Source organism: Pantoea sp. UYEF8 (assembly GCF_040546285.1).
Lineage (GTDB): Bacteria > Pseudomonadota > Gammaproteobacteria > Enterobacterales > Enterobacteriaceae > Pantoea > Pantoea brenneri.
In genome coordinates, this window is the sequence record NZ_JBEPNM010000003.1 from 370,313 (window position 1) to 391,132 (window position 20,820).

The 20,820-nt window shown below is 55.7% G+C and carries 19 protein-coding genes and 1 other annotated feature; of the genes, 14 read left to right on the forward strand and 5 right to left on the reverse strand.

All coding sequences use genetic code 11. The features are described from left to right. Nucleotides 1-169: 169 nt before the first annotated feature. Nucleotides 170-2,089, forward strand: coding sequence for a murein transglycosylase (sltY, locus tag ABIB18_RS08030; protein ID WP_354473946.1), 1,920 nt, complete (start codon nt 170-172; stop codon nt 2,087-2,089). A 45-nt stretch (nt 2,090-2,134) separates the two neighbouring features. Then, nucleotides 2,135-2,440, forward strand: coding sequence for a trp operon repressor (trpR, locus tag ABIB18_RS08035; RefSeq protein WP_031376029.1), 306 nt, complete (start codon nt 2,135-2,137; stop codon nt 2,438-2,440). Here the strand turns inward: trpR and yjjX are convergent, their stop codons facing one another. Then, entirely contained in the window at nt 2,441-2,959 is a 519-nt protein-coding gene (gene yjjX / locus ABIB18_RS08040; protein WP_031376028.1) for an inosine/xanthosine triphosphatase, read from the reverse strand. It abuts the gene before it with no gap. 208 nt (nt 2,960-3,167) lie between these two features. Here yjjX and gpmB point away from each other — a divergent pair, with 208 nt between their 5' ends. Beyond that, a complete protein-coding gene (gene gpmB / locus ABIB18_RS08045) occupies nt 3,168-3,815 on the forward strand; it encodes a 2,3-diphosphoglycerate-dependent phosphoglycerate mutase GpmB (RefSeq protein WP_046289181.1) in 648 nt (215 codons plus the stop codon). A gap of 43 nt (nt 3,816-3,858) precedes the next feature. Here gpmB and robA read toward each other — a convergent pair whose 3' ends face one another. After that, nucleotides 3,859-4,740, reverse strand: a complete 882-nt coding sequence (gene robA, locus ABIB18_RS08050; protein ID WP_031376027.1) for an MDR efflux pump AcrAB transcriptional activator RobA — start codon at nt 4,738-4,740, stop codon at nt 3,859-3,861. A gap of 194 nt (nt 4,741-4,934) precedes the next feature. On the opposite strand from robA, the gene creA reads away from it, so the two are divergent. Then, complete coding sequence (gene creA, locus ABIB18_RS08055; protein ID WP_031376026.1) at nt 4,935-5,408, forward strand: protein CreA; 474 nt, start codon at nt 4,935-4,937, stop codon at nt 5,406-5,408. Nucleotides 5,409-5,453: 45 nt separating this feature from the next. Here creA and arcA read toward each other — a convergent pair whose 3' ends face one another. Next, nucleotides 5,454-6,170 carry a two-component system response regulator ArcA gene (arcA, locus tag ABIB18_RS08060; protein WP_046289182.1) on the reverse strand — a complete coding sequence of 239 codons (717 nt, stop codon included), beginning with the start codon at nt 6,168-6,170 and terminating at the stop codon, nt 5,454-5,456. Between the two features lie 600 nt (nt 6,171-6,770). Here arcA and ABIB18_RS08065 point away from each other — a divergent pair. The 5 genes from ABIB18_RS08065 (at nt 6,771) to thrC (ending at nt 12,496) form a co-directional block, all read left to right on the forward strand. After that, nucleotides 6,771-7,475 (forward strand): tRNA/rRNA methyltransferase, encoded by a 705-nt coding sequence (locus ABIB18_RS08065; protein ID WP_069728452.1) that lies wholly within the window; start codon nt 6,771-6,773, stop codon nt 7,473-7,475. A 187-nt stretch (nt 7,476-7,662) separates the two neighbouring features. Then, nucleotides 7,663-7,731, forward strand: coding sequence for a thr operon leader peptide (thrL, locus tag ABIB18_RS08070; protein WP_071591720.1), 69 nt, complete (start codon nt 7,663-7,665; stop codon nt 7,729-7,731). Then, nucleotides 7,670-7,788, forward strand: a sequence feature (Thr leader region). Its footprint overlaps the gene before it by 62 nt. Nucleotides 7,789-7,814: 26 nt before the next feature. Beyond that, nucleotides 7,815-10,277: a bifunctional aspartate kinase/homoserine dehydrogenase I gene (gene thrA, locus ABIB18_RS08075; protein ID WP_354473947.1), complete on the forward strand. Its 2,463-nt coding sequence runs from the start codon at nt 7,815-7,817 to the stop codon at nt 10,275-10,277. Nucleotides 10,278-10,279: 2 nt separating this feature from the next. Then, nucleotides 10,280-11,209, forward strand: a complete 930-nt coding sequence (gene thrB / locus ABIB18_RS08080; protein ID WP_089561362.1) for a homoserine kinase — start codon at nt 10,280-10,282, stop codon at nt 11,207-11,209. Nucleotides 11,210-11,212: 3 nt separating this feature from the next. Beyond that, nucleotides 11,213-12,496 carry a threonine synthase gene (gene thrC / locus ABIB18_RS08085; RefSeq protein WP_031376022.1) on the forward strand — a complete coding sequence of 428 codons (1,284 nt, stop codon included), beginning with the start codon at nt 11,213-11,215 and terminating at the stop codon, nt 12,494-12,496. A 59-nt stretch (nt 12,497-12,555) separates the two neighbouring features. On the opposite strand, the gene yaaA is transcribed toward thrC, so the two are convergent. After that, nucleotides 12,556-13,329 (reverse strand): peroxide stress protein YaaA, encoded by a 774-nt coding sequence (gene yaaA / locus ABIB18_RS08090; RefSeq protein ID WP_031376021.1) that lies wholly within the window; start codon nt 13,327-13,329, stop codon nt 12,556-12,558. A gap of 209 nt (nt 13,330-13,538) precedes the next feature. Here yaaA and tal point away from each other — a divergent pair, with 209 nt between their 5' ends. The 3 genes from tal to ABIB18_RS08105 all read left to right on the forward strand — a co-directional run bounded on the left by tal (nt 13,539) and on the right by ABIB18_RS08105 (nt 16,614). After that, the gene (gene tal, locus ABIB18_RS08095; protein WP_069728450.1) at nt 13,539-14,492 is read left to right on the forward strand and encodes a transaldolase; all 954 of its coding nucleotides are present in this window, start codon (nt 13,539-13,541) and stop codon (nt 14,490-14,492) included. A gap of 121 nt (nt 14,493-14,613) precedes the next feature. After that, complete coding sequence (mog, locus tag ABIB18_RS08100) at nt 14,614-15,201, forward strand: molybdopterin adenylyltransferase (RefSeq protein WP_031376019.1); 588 nt, start codon at nt 14,614-14,616, stop codon at nt 15,199-15,201. 105 nt (nt 15,202-15,306) lie between these two features. Then, the gene (locus ABIB18_RS08105; RefSeq protein WP_069728449.1) at nt 15,307-16,614 is read left to right on the forward strand and encodes an MFS transporter; all 1,308 of its coding nucleotides are present in this window, start codon (nt 15,307-15,309) and stop codon (nt 16,612-16,614) included. Nucleotides 16,615-16,652: 38 nt separating this feature from the next. On the opposite strand, the gene satP is transcribed toward ABIB18_RS08105, so the two are convergent. Further along, nucleotides 16,653-17,222, reverse strand: a complete 570-nt coding sequence (gene satP, locus ABIB18_RS08110; RefSeq protein WP_031376017.1) for an acetate uptake transporter — start codon at nt 17,220-17,222, stop codon at nt 16,653-16,655. A 303-nt stretch (nt 17,223-17,525) separates the two neighbouring features. Between satP and dnaK the strand changes: the two genes are divergently transcribed. Both dnaK and dnaJ read left to right on the forward strand, forming a co-directional pair. Then, nucleotides 17,526-19,436 (forward strand): molecular chaperone DnaK, encoded by a 1,911-nt coding sequence (gene dnaK, locus ABIB18_RS08115; RefSeq protein ID WP_031376016.1) that lies wholly within the window; start codon nt 17,526-17,528, stop codon nt 19,434-19,436. 104 nt (nt 19,437-19,540) lie between these two features. Next, nucleotides 19,541-20,686 (forward strand): molecular chaperone DnaJ, encoded by a 1,146-nt coding sequence (gene dnaJ / locus ABIB18_RS08120; RefSeq protein ID WP_031376015.1) that lies wholly within the window; start codon nt 19,541-19,543, stop codon nt 20,684-20,686. The last annotated feature ends 134 nt before the right edge of the window (nt 20,687-20,820 follow it).

A 20,820-nucleotide genomic window follows, 5' to 3' on the forward strand; every position in this document is an offset into this window, starting at 1 on the left:
GAATTTGTGATGATTATTTGCACAATGGCGGCGCAGGAGGCGGGCGATAGCGGTGCGTTTAGTCCTGCCGTGCGTAAATTTTGTGAAGAACATGGCAAGAGCCGGGTGGCCTGGTTAGCATGAAGGGAGTCTGGCAACTCGCCGACGCCCAGCAACAGAGGAGATTTACGTGGTGAAGTGGCGTAACTGGATGGTAGGGATCTGCCTGGTCGGCACGGCCAGCAGCGCATGGGCCGATTCGCTTGATCAACAACGACAGCGTTATCAACAAATTAAACAGGCCTGGGACAGTAACCAGATGGCCACGGTGGATCAACTGTTGCCAACGCTACAGGATTATCCGCTCTATCCTTATTTGCAATATCGCCTGCTGGCGCAGGATCTCGATCAGGAGACCAGCCTGGCGGTACAAAACTTTATCCGACAATATCCGACGTTGCCGCCGGCGCGATCGCTCAGCACCCGTTTTATCAACGTGCTGGCGCATCGTCAGGACTGGCAGGGCGTGCTCAACTTCAGCCCGACCGAGCCGAAACCGGTGCAGGCACGCTGTAACTGGTACTACGCCAAATGGGCCACCGGTCAGCAGCAGGCGGCCTTTGACGGTGCCAAACAGATCTGGCTGCGCGGCACGGCGCTGCCCAATGACTGCGATAAACTCTTCTCGGTATGGCAATCCTCTGGCCAGCTCTCACCGATCACCATTCTCGAACGTATCCGGCTGGCGATGAAAGCCGGTAACGACAGCCTGGTGAGCTTCCTGGCGAAAACGCTGCCGGCTGATTACCAGACCATGTCTGACGCGATCCAGGCGTTGCAGCAGGACCCGCTGACGGTCAGCACCTTTGCCAGCGCCGTCGGGCCAACAGACTTTACCCGCCAGGCGACGATCTACGCCTTCACCCGGGTCGCCCGCCAGGATATGGAGAATGCCCGCAGCCTGATCCCGATTCTGGTGCGGGCGCAAAAGATGGGGCCGGAAGATGAGCAGGCGCTGAAAGAGATTGTGGTATGGCGCATGATGGGCAGCGATCTGACATCGGAACAGGCGCGCTGGCGTGATGCGGTAGTCATGAACAGTGAATCGACCGCGCTGGTGGAGCGCCGGGTGCGGCTGGCGCTCAGCCAGCACGATCGACGCGGCCTGAATACCTGGATCGCCCGTCTGCCGCTGGAAGCCAAACAGAAAGATGAATGGCAGTACTGGCAGGCCGATCTGCTGTTTGAGAAAGATCGTAAAGAGGAAGCGGAAGAGATCCTGCGCAAGCTGATGCAGGCTCGCGGTTTCTATCCAATGGTGGCGGCGCAGCGGTTAGGCGTCGATTATCCGCTGCAGGTTGATGAAGCACCGAAGCCGGATAGCGCAACGGTGCAGGGCGCAGAACTGGCCCGGGTGCGTGAACTGATGTACTGGGGTCTGGATAACCTGGCGCGCAGCGAATGGGCCAACCTGATTGCCAGCCGTCCGCACAATCAGCAGCAGATGCTGGCGCGTTACGCTAACGAGCAGGACTGGTGGGATCTCAGCGTGCAGGCCACCATTACTGCGAAGATGTGGGACAGCCTGAAAGAGCGGTTCCCGCTGGCGTGGCAGAGCGTTTATCAGCGTAATACTCAGGATAAGCAGATTCCACCGAGCTACGCGATGGCCATTTCACGTCAGGAGAGCGCGTGGAACCCGAAAGCACGTTCACCGGTCGGAGCCAGCGGCCTGATGCAGATTATGCCCGCCACTGCGGCGCATACCGTTAAGATGTACAACATGCCGGGCTATGCGAACGCCAGTCAGCTGCTGGACCCTGAGACCAATATTCAGATCGGCACCCAGTATCTGGAGTATGTCTACCAGCAGTTTGGTCAGAACCGGATCTTCGCCTCGGCGGCTTACAATGCCGGTCCCGGCCGGGTACGTAGCTGGCAGAAAACCAGTGGCGGTAATCTCGATGCGGTGGCGTTTATTGAGACCATTCCGTTCTCAGAAACCCGCGGTTACGTGAAGAACGTGCTGGCGTATGACGCCTACTATCGTCACTTCATGGGCGAGCCTGACAAGATCCTGTCAGATGGCGAGTGGAATCGCCGTTACTAGCTGTGCTAAGCTTCCGTACTCTTTAGCGAGTACGGAAGCCTCTTCATGACCCAACCTGATTCTCCCGCCACCGAAGATAGCTGGCATCGCTTTGTTGCGCTGATGCAGCAGGCCTTTGCTGACGGCCATGCGCTGCCGCTGATGCAGCTGATGATGACGCCAGATGAGCGCGAAGCCTTTGGCACCCGTCTGCGGATTATTGAAGAGCTGATGAACGGCGAGATGAGCCAGCGCGAGCTGAAAAACGAGCTTGGCGTCGGCATCGCGACCATCACACGTGGCTCAAACAGTCTGAAAGAGGCGCCACCGGAGCTGAAACGCTGGCTGGAAGCGCGCCTGGGTCGCGGCTGATTACTGCTGATAAAGCGGATGAACAAACGGGCAGAGCGCCAGAATCAGTGCCTGATGATAGACGCTGGAGCGGCTGAGCAGACCCTGAGTAAAGGCACCAATCGCGCCGCCCTGCTGTTTAATATTCTCAATGCCGGTTAACCGTGCCATCTCTTCGCCCAGTTCGCGGCCTTCACGCAATCCAGCCAGTACCACCGGCGGTAGGGTGAAGCTGGCCGAACGCGATTCTCCCCGCTGTTTCTGATTTTCTACCACCATCCAGGCGAAGGCGCAGTCATCTTCAATGCCGGCCTCGATGGCCACCCAGAATGCCGCTTCAGGTCGGACCTGTCGCGCATTCATCACGCGCTGGCGTGCGCCGGTTCGCGTTTCAAGGTGGGTTAACGGTTGTGCTGCAACGCCACTATCGACCTCGACCCCCTCAATATGGCAGGATCCCTCGCCGAAAACGTCGTTGAATGCCTGCGCAATCGCGCGAATCTTCGCTGGGTTGGTGGTGGCTGCGACAACATGGTACATAATTGATTGAACCCTTAGGTGATTAAGAGCCTATCCCATCGGGCTATTTTATTTGGCAGTCTGAAGTTGGGCAGTGCTCACAATCCTCACGTACTCCGTGTACGCTCCGGTTGTTTCGCGCTATCCGTGTCCAGACTGGCTGCAACAATGACGCCTGATGGGGGGAGGCTCTAAGGCGATTTTTGTCGCAGTATAACGGAAACTAAGCATGCTACAGGTCTATCTTGTTCGTCACGGTGAAACGGTATGGAATGCGGAACGCCGCATTCAGGGTCAGTCCGACAGTCCGCTGACGGAAAAAGGTGAGCAACAAGCCCATCAGGTGGGAGAACGCGTCAAAAAACTGGGCATTACGCACGTCATCTCCAGCGATCTCGGGCGTACGCGTCGCACTGCTGAGATCATTGCTGATGCCTGTGGTTGCGTGGTGACGCTCGATCCCCGGCTGCGCGAACTGAACATGGGAGTGCTGGAGAAGCGCCCGCTGGATGAGTTAACCGCCGAAGAGGAACAGTGGCGCGCCACGCTGGTTAACGGCACGGAAGGGGGACGCATCCCGGAAGGTGAGTCGATGACCGAGATGGCGGAGCGGATGCATCAGGCGCTGAATGCCTGTCTCGAACTGCCTGCCGGCAGCCGGCCTCTGATTGTCAGTCACGGTATGGCGCTGGGCGTGCTGGTCAGCACCATCCTCGGCCTGCCAGCGCATGCGGAACGGCGCCTGCGGCTGCGCAACTGCTCGATCTCACGCGTCGATCATCAGCAGAGCGCCTGGCTGGCAGAAGGCTGGGTGGTGGAAACCGCCGGGGATATTTCCCATCTGGATGCGCCTGCGCTCGATGAGCTGCAACGCTAACGACGGTGAAGCGCCTCTGCCGTCGTGATGACGGCAGAATCGCTTAGTTGCCGGCGGGCTGGCGACGAATCGGAATCAGATATTCACACTGGATTTCGGATGGCGGCTCGCTGCGCTTTTTGCCACCGTGGGTGTAGAAGCGTTCAATATCCTGTCCCTGACGGCGGGTCAGCCCCAGCGTTGGCATACAGGTGCCGTACAGCAACAGGATAAACTCCTGCAGCTCGACGCGCGGCCCGGTGTAGGTGAACTGCACATAGTCGCCCGCTTCGAGGATCACGCTCTGGCCGGAGTGCAGGTTCATTGCGCTGTCGGCCGGCACCGCCGTGGTATAGAGAATTTCCTGCTCGTCATCCTTATCCTGACTGGCGCGCACCTGATGCAGGCCATACAGCACCGGCGGCACCGTGTCGGTTTCCAGCAGGAACTGCTTCCAGAAGTGGATGCGCATTTCGTCGCGGTAACTGGAAATCTGTTCCAGTGTACAGGTGTAGTTCTGGGTTTGACCCACCAGCACTGTTTCCGGCAAGGTGACAAACGTCGGTTCAGGCTGCTTCTCATCGCTGAGGCGAATCGGCGGACGAATACCGAATGAGTTCCACTCCGAAGAGCGACGATACCAGGCCGGCGTCTGATTAAACTGCTTTTTAAACGCGCGGGTGAAGGTCTGCTGCGAGTCGAAACGATACTGCAGGGCGATGTCCAGAATCGGACGGCTGGTCAGGCGAAGCGCGACCGCGGCTTTTGACAGACGCCGCGCACGAATATAAGCGCCTATCGCGTGGCCGGTGACGTCCTTGAACATCCTTTGTAAATGCCATTTAGAGTAACCGGCTTTCAGGGCAACGTTATCCAGTGAAAGGGGTTGATCCAGATGGCTCTCCAGCCAGACAAGCAAATCGCGAATGATACCGGCTTGGTCCATAAAACATCCTCATACTCTGGTGGTGCAGCTAAACGCAGTCGTCGAATAATAGCACTAAATGCTCAAAAGGCGTGGGCAGCTTTCTCGGGAAGATTGTGCTACGTCAGTGCGGGCTTAAACCCGTTTTGGTTTGGTCATTAACTCGATTGACAGTACATTACAGTCACATCTATTCCATTTGCAATGGTAACTCCATGACAATATCTCGCCTTATGATCGCCGCATTTGCCACCCTGACCTTTTCCAGCCCGCTGCTCGCCGAGGAGATCGGCTCGGTAGATACGGTATTCAAGATATTTGGCCCCGACCATAAAATTGTCGTTGAGGCTTTCGATGATCCCGATGTTAAAAATGTAACCTGTTATATCAGTCGGGCGAAAACCGGCGGCATTAAAGGCGGATTGGGTCTGGCGGAAGATACCTCGGATGCGGCAATCTCCTGTCAGCAGATCGGTCCGGTCGAGCTGAGCGACAAGATTGCGCAGGGCAAAGCGCAGGGCGACGTGGTGTTTCGCCAGCGCACCTCGCTGATCTTCAAGAAGCTGCAGGTTGTACGCTTCTTCGATAAAAAGCGCAACGCCTTAGTCTATCTGACCTACTCCGACAAAGTGGTGGAAGGCTCGCCGAAAAATGCGCTGAGCGCCGTACCAATAATGCCGTGGCACTAAGGCAAAAAAAAACGCCCGTCAGGGCGTTTTTTCTCTGCGCAGCGATTAGTCCTGCAGATCACCGCAGAAGCGATAACCTTCACCGTGAATGGTGGCAATAATCTCTGGCGTGTCCGGCGTGGATTCGAAATGCTTACGGATCCGGCGGATGGTGACGTCAACGGTGCGGTCATGCGGCTTGAGGTCGCGACCGGTCATTTTTTTCAGCAGATCCGCACGGGTCTGGATCTTGCCCGGATTCTCGCAGAAGTGCAGCATGGCGCGGAATTCACTGCGCGGCAGCTTATAGTGTTCACCGTTCGGGTTGATCAGTGAGCGGCTGTTGATATCCAGCTCCCAGCCGTTGAACTTATAGCTTTCAACCTGACGACGCTCTTCGCTTGGCAGCGCCAGATTCATGGTGCGTGACAGCAGGTTACGGGCTCGAATCGTCAGTTCACGCGGGTTAAACGGTTTAGTGATGTAGTCGTCAGCGCCAATTTCCAGACCGAGAATTTTATCGACTTCGTTATCACGGCCGGTCAGGAACATCAGGGCGACGTTAGCCTGTTCGCGCAGTTCACGGGCCAGTAACAGGCCGTTTTTACCGGGCAGGTTGATGTCCATGATCACCAGATTGACGTCATTGTCGGTCAGCACCTGATGCATTTCAGCACCATCAGTCGCCTCATACACCACATAACCTTCCGCCTCAAAAATACTTTTGAGGGTATTACGCGTGACCAGTTCGTCTTCAACGATAAGAATGTGCGGGGTCTGCATGTTTAGCTACCTAAAATTTGCCAACAAATTGAAAACAGGGCGTACATCGGTATGGCGTTCTTCATCATCGAGAGCGGCGGACCGTGCTGAACCGTTGTATGGAATACTATTTTGATAAGCCATCTATCAACGTCAACAACAGGATTAGCTCAGCCAGTCAGGATGAAAATTGCATGCCCCGTGAGAGAATAATAATGGCGCATATCCTAACTGCATTAACAGCAACCTAACAGCACCAACTACAACCGATAAGCATAAAAACAACGCTTCGTTGACTTATATCAAATGCAATTGTAGCACGTTAACACTTTTGTGAAAAACTTCTCGTAGATTGCCTGCTTAGCTCACAAAAAGCAGCTTTTTCGCTACATTTATGACGGACAAATCGCAAACTAAAACCGGCCGGCAATGATATTTTATCTTATTGAATTAAAAAAACTTTATAAACCTTTCGTCAAGAACAGATGCTTAAGGCCGAAAAGGCCACCGATCGATGATTTTAACCAGTTTTAACATCCTGTTTTCTTATTCTCAGCGGGCGGCTTAATCATTAACAGCCGTGTTAATATGGCGTTATGTCAGCAAACCAATGGAATAAACATGCTTTTCCCCCTGATTCTCGTCTCGCCTGCACGGGCTGAAAATATTGGCGCTGCGGCGCGTGCCATGAAAACCATGGGCTTTAGCCAGCTGCGGATTGTCGCCAGCGATGCCTGGCAGGAGCCGGCTGCACGCCGGGTTGCACATGGCGCCGGTGATATTCTCGATAACCTTCAGACGTTTGCGACCCTGGCCGAGGCGTTAGCTGACATCGATTTCTCCGTAGCGACCACCGCGCGCAGCCGGGCAAAGTTCCGCTACTATGCCACGCCTGAACAGGTCGAAACCCAGCTACTGGAAAAACGGCAGTGGGTAAACAGCATGGCGCTGGTGTTTGGCCGCGAAGACAGTGGGCTGACTAACGAGGAGCTGGAGCAGGTTGATCTGCTGACCGGTATCCCGATGGCAAATGACTACCCGTCGCTGAATCTGGGGCAGGCGGTGATGGTTTATTGTTACCAGCTGGCGAAGCTGAATCAGATTGCGGCACCGGTGGTAACAGCGGCAGATGGGCAGCAGCTGCAGGCGCTGCGTCAGCGTTTTCACCAGTTATTGCAATCGCTGGAGGTCAGTGACGACGAGAAAATGGCAGACTGGATCGATCAGCGTATTGGCCTGCTGGAACAGCGTGACAGCGCGATGCTGCATCGCCTGCTGCACGACATAGAAAAAAAACTTATAGATAAATCCTCGGGAAAAAGCTGATTTCACAGCAACAGATCGTAGAGAATTTTAGCAAGGCAAACGATCGCACACCATTTTGCGCTTTCACAGGCAGCTGTGCGTAGTGATGGAAATTTGAGCTTCGGACAAATTCGTTGACTTAACGTGCGCTTTGCTTTACTTCTGAAAGCCAGACGGACAGACAAAAACAGACAGAAAATAAATCTTAATGCGTAAAATCAGCCTGAACACCACAATTATTACCACCACCATTACCACAGGTAACGGTGCGGGCTGACGCATACAGGAAAAAACAGAAAAAAGCCCGCACCTAAACAGTGCGGGCTTTTTTTTCGGCTTAAATTCAGGAGAGTTTATATCATGCGAGTGCTGAAATTCGGCGGGACCTCGGTGGCGAATGCGGAACGGTTTCTTCGCGTCGCCGACATTCTGGAAAGTAATGCGCAACAAGGACAGGTTGCAACCGTGCTCTCTGCGCCAGCAAAGATTACTAACCATCTGGTGGCGATGATTGAAAAAACCATCAGCGGTCAGGATGCTTTGCCGAATATCAGCGATGCCGAACGCATCTTCAGCGAGCTGCTGACCGGTCTGGCTGCCGCCCAGCCCGGCTTTGAGTATGATCGCCTGAAAACCCGCGTTGATCTTGAATTTGCGCAACTGAAACAGGTGCTGCATGGCATCAGCCTGTTAGGCCAGTGCCCCGACAGCGTCAATGCGGCCATTATCTGCCGTGGTGAAAAACTCTCGATTGCGATCATGGAAGCGCTGCTGCAGGCGCGTGGTCACGAAGTTAGCGTAATCGATCCGGTGGAAAAACTGCTGGCGGTCGGTCACTACCTCGAATCGACCGTGGATATCGCCGAATCGACCCGCCGCATTGCCGCCAGCCAGATTCCGCCGCACAACATGATCCTGATGGCCGGCTTCACCGCAGGCAACGAACGTGGTGAACTGGTGGTACTGGGGCGCAACGGTTCAGACTATTCGGCGGCGGTACTGGCAGCCTGTCTGCGCGCCGACTGCTGCGAAATCTGGACCGATGTGGATGGCGTCTATACCTGCGATCCGCGTCAGGTACCGGATGCGCGTCTGCTGAAGTCGATGTCCTACCAGGAGGCGATGGAGCTCTCTTACTTCGGCGCCAAAGTTCTGCACCCGCGCACCATCGCGCCCATCGCCCAGTTCCAGATCCCCTGCCTGATTAAAAATACCGCCAATCCGCAGGCGCCAGGCACGCTGATCGGCGGCCACGGCGAGCTGGATGAGAATCCGGTCAAAGGCATCACCAACCTGAATAATATGGCGATGGTGAACGTCTCCGGTCCCGGCATGAAAGGGATGGTGGGCATGGCGGCCCGGGTGTTCGCTGCGATGTCACGCACCGGTATCTCAGTGGTGTTGATCACCCAATCCTCTTCCGAATACAGCATCAGCTTCAGCGTGCCGCAAAATGAGCTGGCGCGGGCGCGTCACGTGCTGGAAGAGGAGTTCTATCTTGAACTGAAAGATGGCCTGCTTGATCCGCTGGATATCATTGAAAACCTGGCGGTGATTTCGGTGGTCGGCGATGGCATGCGCACTCTGCGCGGCATCTCGGCAAAATTCTTCTCGGCGCTGGCGCGCGCCAATATCAACATCGTGGCGATTGCTCAGGGCTCTTCCGAGCGCTCAATCTCAGTGGTGGTTAACAATGACGAGGTGATCACCGGCGTACGCGTCGTACACCAGATGCTGTTCGCCACCGATCAGGTGATCGAGGTGTTTGTCGTCGGCGTCGGCGGGGTTGGCGGCGCGCTGCTGGATCAGTTACATCGTCAGCAGACGTGGCTGAAGCAGAAACATATCGATCTGCGGGTCTGCGGCATTGCCAACTCGCGCGCGCTGTTGACCCACGTGCACGGCATCGATCTCAGCAACTGGAAAGCGGCGCTGAGCGAAGCCAAAGAGCCGTTCAACCTCGGCCGTCTGACCCGTCTGGTGAAAGAGTACCATCTGCTGAATCCGGTGATTGTCGACTGTACCTCCAGCCAGGCGGTGGCCGATCAGTATGCGGATTTCCTCAGCGAGGGCTTCCACGTGGTGACGCCGAACAAAAAAGCCAATACCTCGTCGTGGAATTACTACCAGCAGATGCGCTCGGCGGCCGCGAAGTCACGGCGTAAATTCCTTTACGACACCAACGTCGGCGCGGGCTTGCCGGTGATCGAAAACCTGCAGAACCTGATGAATGCCGGTGATGAGCTGCTGCGCTTCTCCGGTATCCTTTCCGGCTCGCTGTCGTTTATCTTCGGTAAGCTGGATGAGGGCGTGTCGCTGTCGCAGGCGACAAACATGGCGCGGGAGATGGGATTCACCGAGCCCGATCCGCGTGACGATCTCTCCGGTACTGACGTGGCGCGCAAGCTGCTGATTCTGGCGCGTGAAGCGGGTCATCAGCTGGAGCTGAGCGACATTGAGATTGAGCCGTTGCTGCCGGATAACCTGACCGCCATTCAGGATGTCGAACAGTTTATGCAGCGTCTGCCCGAGCTGGATAATGCGTTTGCCGCGCGAGTGGCACAGGCACGCGATGAGGGTAAAGTGCTGCGCTACGTCGGTGTGATTGAAGAGGGCGGCGTCTGCAAAGTGAAAATCGACGCAGTCGACGGTAACGATCCGCTGTATAAAGTGAAAAACGGCGAGAATGCCCTGGCGTTTTACAGCCGCTACTATCAGCCGATTCCGCTGGTGCTGCGCGGATACGGTGCAGGAAATGATGTGACGGCAGCCGGTGTTTTTGCTGACCTGCTGCGCACGCTGTCGTGGAAGTTGGGAGTTTAATAATGGTAAAAATTTATGCACCGGCCTCAATAGGCAACGTCAGCGTCGGCTTTGATGTGCTGGGCGCGGCAGTATCGCCGGTGGATGGTTCACTGCTGGGCGACTGCGTTTCGGTCGAAGCGGCCGATCGTTTCACCCTGACCAACGCGGGCCGCTTTGTCAGCAAGCTGCCGGCCGATCCCAAAGAGAATATCGTTTATCAGTGCTGGCAGCGGTTTTGCGAGGCGGTGGGTAAAGAGATTCCGGTGGCGATGACGCTGGAGAAGAACATGCCGATCGGCTCCGGGCTGGGGTCGAGCGCCTGTTCGGTGGTTGCCGGATTGATGGCGATGAATGAATTCTGCGGCAAACCGCTCAGCGACAGCCAGCTGCTGAGCCTGATGGGTGAGCTGGAAGGGCGGATTTCCGGCAGCATCCATTATGATAATGTGGCACCGTGCTTCCTCGGCGGCATTCAGCTGATGCTGGAAGAGAATGGCATCATCAGCCAGCCGGTGCCGGGCTTTGATGACTGGCTGTGGGTGATGGCCTATCCGGGCATTAAAGTCTCTACCGCCGAAGCGCGGGCGATCCTGCCGGCGCAGTACCGCAAAGAGGACTGCATCAAGCACGGTCGCCTGCTGGCGGGCTTCATTCATGCCTGCCATACGCGTCAGCCGCAGCTGGCAGCTAAACTTATGCAGGATGTGATTGCCGAACCTTATCGCACCCGCCTGCTGCCCGGCTTTGCCGAAGCGCGACAGGCCGCGCAGGATATTGGCGCACTGGCCTGCGGTATTTCCGGCTCCGGTCCGACCCTTTTCGCCGTTTGCAATCAGATGGAAACGGCACAGCGGATGGCTGACTGGCTGAGCCAGCACTATCTGCAGAATGATGAAGGCTTCGTCCATATCTGCCGTCTTGACACGGCTGGCGCACGACAATTGGGATAACGCATGAAACTCTACAATCTTAAGGATCACAACGAGCAGGTCAGCTTCGCCCAGGCGGTGAAACAGGGTCTGGGTTCGCAGCAGGGGCTGTTTTTTCCGCTCGAGCTGCCAGAGTTTGAACTGACCGACATCGACGCGATGCTGGAGATGGATTTTGTCAGCCGCAGCAGCAAAATTCTCTCGGCTTATATTGGTGACGAAATTCCGGCCCACCAGCTGGCCGAGCGCGTCGAAGCCGCGTTTGCTTTCCCGGCACCGGTCAAAGCGGTCAGTGAAGATATCGCCTGCCTTGAGCTGTTCCACGGCCCGACGCTGGCGTTTAAAGATTTCGGTGGCCGTTTTATGGCCCAGATGCTGGCTTACGTCAGCGGCTCAGATGAGCAAATCACCATCTTAACCGCCACCTCCGGCGATACCGGCGCAGCGGTGGCGCACGCCTTTTACGGCATGAAAAATGTGCGGGTGGTGATCCTCTATCCGCAGGGCAAAATCAGTCCGCTGCAGGAAAAACTGTTCTGTACCCTGGGCGGCAACATCGAAACCATCGCCATCGACGGTGACTTTGATGCCTGTCAGTCGCTGGTGAAGCAGGCGTTTGACGATCAGCAACTGAAGCAGGCGATTGGCCTGAACTCTGCGAACTCGATCAACATCAGCCGTCTGCTGGCGCAGATCTGTTACTACTTTGAAGCGGTCGCCCAGCTGCCACAAGAGAAGCGGAATCAGCTGGTGGTGTCAGTACCGAGCGGTAACTTTGGTGATTTGACTGCCGGTCTGCTGGCGAAATCGCTGGGCCTGCCAATCAAGCGCTTTATTGCCGCCACCAACGCCAACGATACGGTGCCGCGCTTCCTGGGGAATGGTGAGTGGCAGCCTAATCTAACGGTGTCTACCTTGTCGAATGCGATGGATGTCAGCCAGCCAAACAACTGGCCGCGCGTCGAAGAGCTGTTCCGTCGTAAGACCTGGCGTTTAACCGATCTGGCCTACGGTGCCGTTTCGGATGAGACCACCCGCGCTGCGATGCGTGAGCTGGCCGAAATTGGCTATGTCTCTGAACCGCACGCTGCAATTGCCTGGCGTCTGCTGCGCGATCAGCTGCAGGAAGGGGAATATGGTCTGTTCCTCGGCACCGCGCATCCGGCGAAATTCAGAGAGAGCGTGGAAGAGATTCTGCAGCAGACGCTGACGCTGCCGCCAGAGTTAGCCGAGCGGGCAGAATTGCCGTTGCTGTCACACCCGATGCAGGCCGATTTTGCCGCGCTGCGGGCGTTTTTACTGAAATAAGCGCGAACCCGGTTCCGCCTGTGCTTGCCGTTGCTGGCCAGCACAGGCGATACGGACGCTTACTGTTCGGCGCGTTTGAAGACCAGCTCAGTCTCGCTGCTGCTGGCGGCATCAAAGCAGTAACCCTCCAGATCAAACTGCTTCAGCTGCTCCGGTCGCGTCAGGCGCTGCTGAATCACATAGCGACTCATCAATCCACGCGCTTTCTTGGCGTAGAAGCTGATCACTTTATAACTGCCGTTTTTCTGATCGAGGAAGACCGGCTTGATCACCTGTGCCTGCAGTTTCTTCGCTTTGACCGCTTTGAAGTACTCGTCTGACGCGAGGTTAATCAGCACCGCATCACCCTGTTCCGCCAGTGCCGCATTCAGCGTCTCAGTCAGTAAATCGCCCCAGAAGCTGTAGAGATCTTTGCCCGCTGGATTGGCCAGCCGGATGCCCATCTCCAGCCGATAGGGCTGCATCAGGTCGAGCGGACGCAGTACGCCATACAGACCTGACAGCATACGCAAATGCTGCTGAGCAAAGTCGAAATCCTGATCGCTGAAGGTCTCTGCCTGTAAACCGGTATACACATCGCCTTTAAACGCCAGAATCGCCTGACGGGCGTTGTCCGGGGTGAAATCAGGCTGCCAGCTATTGAAACGCTCGGCGTTGAGGTGGGCCAGTTTGTCGCTGATCCCCATTAACGAGGCGATGTTGGCGGGTGACAGATCGCGCGCAATCTCAATCAGCTGTTGTGACTTTTCTAACAGGGCCGGCTGGGTAAAGCGCGGGGTCGCCAGCGGACTTTCATAATCCAGCGTCTTGGCGGGCGAGATCACCATCAACATAGTTGCTTCCTCGGTTAACACCTGGTTTTACAGGGCATTGGCAGTGGGTATAGCCGCGCAGTGTAACAAAAAAGGCGTAAAGAATGACGAATCACACCGATTTGTTCAGGCGAGGGTAAACGGCATTCCCTGACCTTGCGCCACCGGTGCCGCGTGATATTATCGCAACAGCCTTTTTTCACCCTGACAGTTAACTAAGAGAAAAGAACATGACGGACAAACTTACTTCCCTGCGTCAGCTCACCACCGTGGTAGCCGACACCGGTGATATTGCAGCCATGAAGCTGTATCAGCCGCAAGACGCTACCACCAACCCTTCTCTGATTCTCAACGCCGCACAAATCCCTGAATACCGCAAACTGATCGATGAAGCGATCGGCTGGGCGCGTGAGCAGAGCAGCAACAAAGAAGAGCAGTTGCAGCTGGTTTCTGACAAGCTGGCAGTTAACATTGGTCTGGAAATTCTTAAGCTGATCCCGGGCCGCATCTCGACTGAAGTCGATGCCCGTCTCTCTTACGATACTGAAGGCAGCATCGCTAAAGCCCGCAGCCTGATCAAACTCTATAACGATGCCGGCATCAGCAACGACCGCATCCTGATCAAACTGGCCTCAACCTGGCAGGGTATCCGCGCGGCGGAACAGCTGGAAAAAGAGGGCATCAACTGTAACCTGACGCTGCTGTTCTCCTTCGCTCAGGCCCGTGCCTGTGCCGAAGCGGGCGTGTTCCTGATTTCACCGTTTGTTGGCCGTATCCTCGACTGGTACAAAGCCAACACCGATAAGAAAGAGTATGCGGCACACGAAGATCCAGGCGTGGTTTCCGTCTCTGAAATCTACAACTACTACAAGCAGCACGGCTATGAAACCGTGGTGATGGGCGCCAGCTTCCGTAACGTTGGCGAAATCATCGAGCTGGCTGGCTGTGACCGTCTGACCATTTCACCTGCGCTGCTGAAAGAGCTGGCAGAGAGCGAAGGCACACTGGAGCGTAAACTGAGCTACAGCGGCGAAGTGAAAGCGCGTCCGGCTAAAATGACCGAGTCTGAGTTCCTGTGGCAGCACAACCAGGACCCAATGGCGGTGGCGAAACTGGCGGAAGGTATCCGCAATTTTGCCGTTGATCAGGGCAAACTTGAGAAAATGCTGGCAGAACTGCTGTAATGATTCACCGTGACGGCACCGTCCGTCACGGTTTCCCTTTTCCGTCACTTTCGCTTTGTATTATCCTTTCTGCTCTTCCCTTTTTTCTGCCGCACTGCGGTACATCACAGCGAACATAATCATGAACACACTACGCATAGGCCTGATCTCGGTGTCCGATCGCGCCGCCAACGGCATTTATCAGGATCAGGGTATTCCGGCGCTGGAAAGCTGGCTGAGCAGCGCCATCAGCACGCCATTTGAGATTGAGTCACGGCTGGTGCCGGATGAGCAACCGATGATTGAGCAGGCCATTTGTGAACTGGTTGATGAGCGTTTCTGCCATCTGGTGCTGACCACCGGTGGTACCGGACCGGCACGACGTGACGTCACACCCGACGCCACCTTAGCCGTCGCCGACCGTGAAATGCCCGGTTTTGGTGAGCAGATGCGCCAGATCAGCCTGCAGTTTGTGCCAACCGCCATTCTGTCGCGTCAGGTCGGCGTGATCCGTAAGCAGTCGTTGATCCTCAACCTGCCCGGCCAGCCAAAGTCGATTAAAGAGACGCTGGAAGGATTGAAGGACCAGCAGGGCAAGGTGAAGGTGCACGGTATCTTCGCGTCCGTACCTTATTGTTTACAGTTGCTGGAAGGGCCGTACGTCGAAACGCACGCCGAAGTGGTAGCAGCTTTTCGGCCTAAAAGCGCGATACGTGAGATAAATAACTAAATATTCCGCATTTCAGGCATAAGCTACAGCCTGACTGGTGTGGCAAAAGATTGACGGTATAGTAAGCCCAGCTTTACAACCTTTTTCTTTTGCCTGTGGAATATTATGAATCCGACACCTGCTCAGCGCCTGACTGGCAAAGATTACAAAACGCTGGCGCTGGCCGCTCTGGGCGGCGCGCTGGAATTTTACGACTTCATTATTTTTGTCTTCTTCGCCACGGTGATTGGCGAACTGTTTTTCCCCGCCGACATGCCGGAATGGCTGCGTCAACTGCAAACCTTTGGCATCTTTGCGGCAGGTTATCTGGCGCGTCCGCTGGGCGGCATCATCATGGCGCACTTTGGCGATAAGGTCGGGCGTAAAAAGATGTTCAGTCTGAGCATCTTGCTGATGGCGTTACCGACACTGATGATGGGCGCGCTACCGACTTATCAGACTATCGGTATCGCCGCACCGTTGCTGATGCTGCTGATGCGCATGTTGCAGGGAGCGGCGATTGGTGGCGAAGTGCCGGGCGCCTGGGTATTTGTCGCTGAGCATGTGCCCTATAAACGCATCGGCATCGCCTGCGGCACGCTGACGGCCGGGCTGACCGTCGGTATTCTGCTGGGTTCGGTGGTGGCGACGCTGATCAATACCTCACTGTCACCGCAGGCGATTCATGATGGCGGCTGGCGTATCCCGTTCTTCCTCGGCGGCCTGTTTGGACTGGCTGCGATGTACCTGCGTCGCTGGCTGCATGAAACGCCGGTGTTTACTGAGATGCAGCAGCGCAAAGCGCTGGCCGAAACCCTGCCGCTGAAAACCGTGCTGGCGAATCATAAGAAATCGATTGTGATCTCAATGCTGCTGACCTGGCTGCTCTCCGCCTGCATTGTGGTGGTGATCCTGATGTCACCGGTCTGGCTGCAGAAGCAGCAAGGGATGGCGCCTGCGCTGACCCTGCAGGCCAACAGCATCGCCACTATTATGCTCTGCTTCGGCTGTATTATTGCCGGTATGGCGGCTGACCGTTTTGGTGCCAGCCGTACGCTGTGTGCCGGTAGTGTGCTGCTGGCACTCTGCAGCTGGCAGTTTTATCACCTGACCGCACTCTATCCGCAGCAGCTGTTCCTGCTGTATGGGCTGGTCGGGCTGAGCGTCGGCGTGGTCGGCGTGGTGCCGTTCGTGATGGTGCGGGCCTTTCCGCCGGAAGTGCGCTTCACCGGACTCTCTTTTTCCTACAATCTTTCCTATGCGATCTTTGGCGGCCTGACGCCGATCTGTGTGTCGTTGCTGATGAATGTTTCAGTGATGGCACCGTGCTGGTATGTGATGGCGCTGGCGCTGGCAGGACTGGTTACCGGGATTTGGCTGCGGCGTGATATCAGCCATGCGCCTGGCCTGCCTGAGGCGGTGAAACAGGCGTAGTAGCGACACGCGGAGCCTGGCTTCGCGTGTTAACGCAATCAGACCGGCTTTGCGCCAATCGGCAGAATGGTACGGTCGAAGGTTTCGTTCAGCACTTCACCCATGGCCAGATAACAGGCGCTGGCACCACAGACGATACCCACCCAGCCGGCATACGGCACCAGAGCCGGCAGATCGGCGAGATGCGCTACCGCCAGCAGGGCAAACAGCAGCGTGAGCGAGGCAAACACAAACTGCAGCATCCGCGCACCCTTCAGCGTCCCGACGAACATAAAGAGCGTGAAGATGCCCCACAGGGCCAGCCAGGCTCCCAGAAAGTGTGGGTCAGTGGCTTTTGTCAGGCCCATTTGCGGCAGCAACAGTATCGCCACAAAGCTCAGCCAGAACATGCCGTAAGAGGTAAACGCGGTCAGCCCAAAGGTATTGTTCTTTTTGTATTCCAGCAGTCCGGCCAGCACCTGCGCAATACCGCCATAAAAAATGCCGGTGGCCAGAATCGCCACGTCCATGGCGAACAGGCCCGAGTTGTGCAGATTTAACAGGATGGTTGTCATGCCAAATCCCATTAATCCCAGCGGGGCAGGGTTAGCCAGTGTTGAATTTGCCATAGTTCCTCGGCGGTAAAATGATCATTGATGATAAAAAAGGTCTCAGCCTCGATCCGCGAGGTGAGCAGAGCGCCGCATCATATTCAGTGTCCTGTCCACGGTCTTTGATCCCAACAGGGCCAATATTGAAAAATTTTTTTTGGTTTAACCCTTGATGCGCATCGAAGCGGCCCCATTTACTTGTCATCGAGCGTTGTGAACGTTGGAAAAAAAGCATGTGCTGGCAGGTTGAATGCAAACAACTCGCCCACATAAAAGGTTCACAACCCAAATTGGCAACGAATTTAAGTGGGAGATGTTTAGATGGGTAAGATTATTGGTATTGACCTGGGTACAACCAACTCTTGTGTTGCGATCATGGATGGCACTAAAGCACGCGTGCTGGAGAATGCCGAGGGCGATCGCACCACGCCTTCAATTATTGCTTACACGCAGGACGGCGAAACTCTGGTCGGTCAACCGGCTAAACGTCAGGCAGTGACCAACCCGCAGAACACCCTGTTCGCGATTAAGCGTCTGATCGGTCGTCGCTTCCAGGACGAAGAAGTACAGCGTGACATTAAAATCATGCCGTACAAAATCACCAATGCAGACAACGGTGACGCCTGGCTGGAAGTGAAAGGTCAGAAAATGGCACCGCCGCAGATCTCTGCTGAAGTGCTGAAAAAAATGAAGAAAACCGCCGAAGATTACCTCGGTGAGCCAGTAACTGAAGCCGTTATTACCGTTCCGGCCTACTTTAACGATGCGCAGCGTCAGGCGACCAAAGATGCCGGCCGTATCGCGGGTCTGGAAGTTAAGCGTATTATCAACGAACCAACGGCAGCAGCGCTGGCGTATGGTCTGGATAAAGGCCAGGGCAACCGCACCATCGCAGTTTACGACTTGGGTGGCGGTACCTTCGATATCTCAATCATTGAGATCGACGAAGTTGACGGCGAGAAAACCTTCGAAGTACTGGCAACCAACGGTGATACTCACCTCGGTGGTGAAGACTTCGATAGCCGCCTGATCAACTACCTGGTGGCTGAATTTAAGAAAGATCAGGGCATCGATCTGCACAACGATCCGCTGGCGATGCAGCGTCTGAAAGAAGCGGCAGAAAAAGCGAAAATCGAGCTCTCTTCTGCTCAGCAGACCGACGTGAACCTGCCGTACATCACGGCTGATGCGACCGGTCCTAAACACCTGAACATCAAAGTGACGCGTGCGAAGCTGGAATCACTGGTCGAAGATCTGGTTGCCCGTTCTATCGCGCCGCTGAAAGTTGCGCTGCAGGATGCCGGTCTGTCCGTTTCTGACATCAACGACGTTATCCTGGTCGGTGGTCAGACTCGTATGCCACTGGTTCAGGCCAAAGTGACTGAGTTCTTTGGTAAAGAGCCACGTAAAGACGTGAACCCGGATGAAGCGGTTGCAGTGGGTGCAGCGGTTCAGGGTGGTGTACTGGGCGGCGACGTGAAAGATGTGCTGCTGCTGGACGTTACCCCACTGTCACTGGGTATCGAAACCATGGGTGGCGTGATGACGTCGCTGATCAGCAAGAACACCACGATCCCGACCAAGCACAGCCAGGTGTTCTCAACTGCTGAAGATAACCAGTCAGCCGTGACCATTCACGTGCTGCAGGGTGAGCGTAAGCGCGCCAATGACAACAAGTCACTGGGCCAGTTCAACCTCGACGGTATCCAGGCTGCACCGCGCGGTATGCCGCAGATCGAAGTGACCTTCGACATCGATGCGGACGGTATCCTGCACGTGTCAGCGAAAGATAAGAACAGCGGTAAAGAGCAGAAAATCACCATTAAAGCCTCTTCTGGTCTGAACGATGAAGAGATCGAAAAAATGGTGCGCGACGCGGAAGCGAACGCCGAATCTGACCGTAAGTTCGAAGAGCTGGTACAGACGCGTAACCAGGGTGACCAGATTGCCCACAGCACGCGTAAGCAGCTGGATGAAGCGGGCGACAAACTGACCGCTGACGATAAAGCACCTATCGAAGCTGCGCTGGCTGCACTGGAAACCGCGCTGAAAGGCGAAGATAAAGCGGAAATCGACGCCAAAATGCAGGCGCTGATGGAAGTGTCCGGCAAACTGATGGAAGCAGCACAGCAGTCTCAGGCGGGTGCGGCGGATGCCGGCGATGCGTCAGCGAAGAAAGATGACGACGTTGTCGACGCTGAATTCGAAGAAGTGAAAGACAACAAGAAATAATTGCCCCTGACCGGGCGCGACGGTTGGCCTGACAGCCGTTGAAACCAGCACGGGCGTAGGAGTTCTCTCCACGCCCGTGCGATCATGTTAAGGGCTAAATAAATATGGCGAAGAGTGATTACTACGAGATTTTAGGCGTCGCCAAATCCGCAGACGAGCGTGAAATCAAAAAGGCTTACAAACGCCTGGCAATGAAGTTTCACCCGGACCGTAATCCCGGTGACAAAGAGGCCGAAGCCAAATTCAAAGAGGTTAAGGAAGCCTACGAAATCCTGACCGACGCGCAGAAGCGGGCGGCTTACGATCAATATGGCCACGCAGCCTTTGAACAGGGCGGCATGGGCGGCGGTGGATTCGGCGGCGGCGGCTTTGGTGGCGGCGGCGCAGATTTCAGCGATATCTTTGGCGACGTTTTCGGTGACATCTTTGGTGGTGGCCGCCGTCAGCGCGCAGCCCGTGGCGCCGATTTACGCTACAACATGGAGCTGTCGCTGGAAGAAGCGGTACGCGGCGTGACCAAAGAGATCCGCATTCCAACGCTGGAAGAGTGTGACGTCTGCCACGGCAGCGGCGCGAAAGCGGGCACGCAGCCTCAGACCTGTTCGACCTGTCACGGTGCCGGCCAGGTGCAGATGCGCCAGGGCTTCTTCACCGTACAGCAAGCCTGTCCGACCTGCCACGGTCGTGGCTCGGTGATTAAAGATCCGTGCAATGCCTGTCATGGTCATGGCCGGGTAGAGAAGTCGAAAACGCTGTCAGTGAAAATCCCGGCCGGGGTCGACACCGGTGACCGCATTCGGCTGAGCGGTGAAGGTGAAGCGGGTGAGCAGGGCGCACCAGCCGGCGATCTCTACGTTCAGGTATCGGTGAAGAAACACCCGATTTTCGAACGTGAAGAGAACAACCTCTACTGTGAAGTGCCGATCAACTTTGCGATGGCAGCACTGGGCGGTGAGATTGAAGTGCCAACGCTGGATGGTCGCGTGAAGCTCAAAGTGCCGTCTGAAACCCAGACCGGCAAACTGTTCCGCATGCGTGGACGCGGCGTGAAGTCGGTACGCGGCGGCGCGGTCGGCGATCTGCTGTGCCGGGTAGTGGTGGAAACGCCTGTCAGCCTCAATGAGAAACAGAAAGCGCTGTTGCGTGAACTGGAAGAGAGCTTTGGTGGCCCGAGCGGTGAACACAACAGCCCGCGCTCCAAAAGCTTCTTCGACGGCGTGAAAAAATTCTTTGATGACTTAACCCGTTAAGCGCATCACCCTCTGAAGCCAGCGCATTGTCGCTGGCTTTTTTTTGCCTGTTACCATAACTCGTCTTTTCCGAGTGATATACGCTAAATAATCTGTTTTTTTCGAGCTATCATTATCGGTATTCTTAGAGCCTT